Origin of the sequence: Streptomyces sp. NPDC058469 (genome assembly GCF_042721125.1) — a bacterium.
Lineage (GTDB): Bacteria > Actinomycetota > Actinomycetes > Streptomycetales > Streptomycetaceae > Streptomyces.
Window position 1 is genome coordinate 9,999 of record NZ_JBHXME010000243.1, and the last position, 2,150, is coordinate 12,148.

A 2,150-nucleotide genomic window follows, 5' to 3' on the forward strand; every position below is an offset into this window, starting at 1 on the left:
AGCCGGTGGTTCCCGGTGTGGGGCGCCCCCGGGTTGTGACGGGCGCCCGGGGTCCCCCCTCCGGGGGCGTCTCACTCGCTCTTCTCACCTACTCGTCTCACTTGCTCTTCTCACGCGCCTGCCGACGGGACTCCAGGGGGCGCTCGCGCTGGTAACGGCGCTCCCACTTGGCCTGCTTGTCACGGCGGTCGCGGTACGCGCGGTAGCTCGACGGGGTGCTTCCTGAAGAGGAACCGCCGGCCGACGAGGACGACGTAGACGATGTGGATGAGGATGACGTGGACGACGTCGAGTCCCTGCCGTACCGCAGATAGAGGAAGAGCACGGCGACGGCGGCGAGCCACCAGACGTGGTTTCCGAATCCCAGGACGACCAGGACGACGGTCCCGGAGATGACGATGGTGCCCATGACGGGCCTCCGTGGGCGTGGGTGTGATGTCTGAGCGGTGTGAACGTGTTCCGACAGGGCGCTGGGGGTGGGCGGCCGACCGTCGGAGGGTTGGGTGCGTCCGAGACTAGCGCCGACTCCGCAGGGTGACGCCTGTCCTGCGAGAAGCGGTGGTGACCTGCTCCGCAATGCGTCTCCAGCGTAGGGAGTCGGTCACTCGGTGTGCATCTCCTTTTCCACCTGCGGCGTCGCTGCGAGCAGGCGGTCGGGATTGTGCCGGTGTCAGATGCCCGGTGATGCCGTGACCACGCCTGCCGCCACGGCCGCGCCGAGGGCCGCGTGGTCGGCGGTCGTCTGGGTGGCGTAGGACAGGGCGAAGTCCGCCACGGCGCGTTCGAAGGTGTCGGCGGCGCCCAGGTACGCGGCGATGGCGATGCGGTCGCCGGAGCGGGCGTGGGCGCGGGCCAGGGCGGTGCCGCAGAGGCGGGCGTAGGCCGTGAGGGCCTCCGGGCTCATGCCGGCGACGTCCGCGGAGCCCTTCATGTCGCGCAGCTGGCGCCAGTAGAAGGCGCGGCCCTGCGGTCCGGTCATCCAGCCGAGGAAGATGTCGCTGGCCGCCTGGAGGAGGCGCTGGCCCGCTACGACCCGGTGGCCGGGGTGGACGTACGGGCCGTTCGGCAGGTGCTCCTCCAGTACGGACTTCCGCGCCTCCTTGATCTGCAGGAACAGCGGGTCGTCCTGGTCGCGGCCGGCGAGCAGCACGATGAAGCAGCGGGTGCCCACGCTGCCGACGCCGACGACCTTGCGGGCGGCGTCGACGAAGCGGTAGCGGTCCAGGAGCAGGCGGCGTTCCTCGGAGAGCGTGGAGCGGTAGTCGCTGAAGATCTTGCGCAGGGAGGCCATGTCGGCGGCGCCGGCCGGTTCCAGGAGGGGCGGGTCGTTGACGATACGGCGGCGGCCGTCGACGGTCTCGGTGAGCTTGCCCACGGCGTGCAGGCTGGTGCGGCGGCGGGCCCGGGTGAGGCTGGACTCCACCCGGCGGCGGTGGCGGGCCGAACGCACCAGCGGCAGCAGGCTGTCGGCGTCGATCCGCTCGTACCAGACGGCGAGTTCGCCCTTGCGGGCCAGGCCGCGGAGGGCCGTACGGTACGCGGCTGTCGCCTCCAGCGCGGCGCGGTGGGCCAACGCGTCGCTGTGGCCGTTCTCGCGGCCGGCGACGGCCACGCTCGCGGCGAGACGCTTGACATCCCACTCGAACGGGCCCGGGAACGTCTCGTCGAAGTCGTTGAGGTCGAAGAGCAGGGCGCGTTCCGGGGAGGCGTACAGGCCGAAGTTGAGGAGGTGCGCGTCGCCGCACAGCTGGACGGTGAGTCCGGTGTGCGGCTGGGACGCCAGGTCGGCTGCCATCACGGCGGCCGAGCCGCGCAGGAACGCGAAGGGGGAGGCGGCCATGCGGCCGTACCGGATCGGGAGGAGTTCCGGGAGTCTGTCCCGGCCCTGTCGTTCGAGTACGGCTACTGGGTCCGGGCGGTCTACGGAGGGGATCCAGCCGGCGTGGGCGGAGCGGGGGACGCGTTTGCGCGCGGCTCGGCCCCGGTCGGCTCGGTCGGCCGGTGTGGTCATGCTACGCAGTGAAACCGGGTGGGTGTGGGGGTGCATTTCGGGGGCGCCCCGATCGCGTTCTCGGTCGCCATGTCCCGCGTCTACACCGGCGTCCACTTCCCGAGCGACGTGCTGGCGGGCGCCGCCCTGGGCGCGTGTG

Annotated in this window: 2 protein-coding genes and 1 pseudogene; 1 reads left to right on the plus strand and 2 read right to left on the minus strand. The window is 71.7% G+C overall.

Going from position 1 to position 2,150, the window contains the following annotated elements:
- Positions 1–97 precede the first annotated feature (97 nt).
- Positions 98–409, minus strand: coding sequence for a hypothetical protein (locus ACFWP5_RS49370; RefSeq protein ID WP_384172972.1), 312 nt, complete (start codon positions 407–409; stop codon positions 98–100).
- Positions 410–670: 261 nt separating this feature from the next.
- Positions 671–2,011 (minus strand): DUF2252 domain-containing protein, encoded by a 1,341-nt coding sequence (locus ACFWP5_RS49375; protein WP_384172975.1) that lies wholly within the window; start codon positions 2,009–2,011, stop codon positions 671–673.
- A gap of 45 nt (positions 2,012–2,056) precedes the next feature.
- On the opposite strand from ACFWP5_RS49375, the pseudogene ACFWP5_RS49380 reads away from it, so the two are divergent.
- Positions 2,057–2,150: pseudogene (locus ACFWP5_RS49380) on the plus strand (phosphatase PAP2 family protein); the annotation flags it as partial.

What these genes read in the sequence shown, in the direction of transcription:
- ACFWP5_RS49375 (WP_384172975.1), bottom strand. Translation starts at nt 2,011, where the DNA reads ATGACCACACCGGCCGACCGAGCCGACCGGGGCCGAGCCGCGCGCAAA.
- ACFWP5_RS49370 (WP_384172972.1), bottom strand. Translation starts at nt 409, where the DNA reads ATGGGCACCATCGTCATCTCCGGGACCGTCGTCCTGGTCGTCCTGGGA.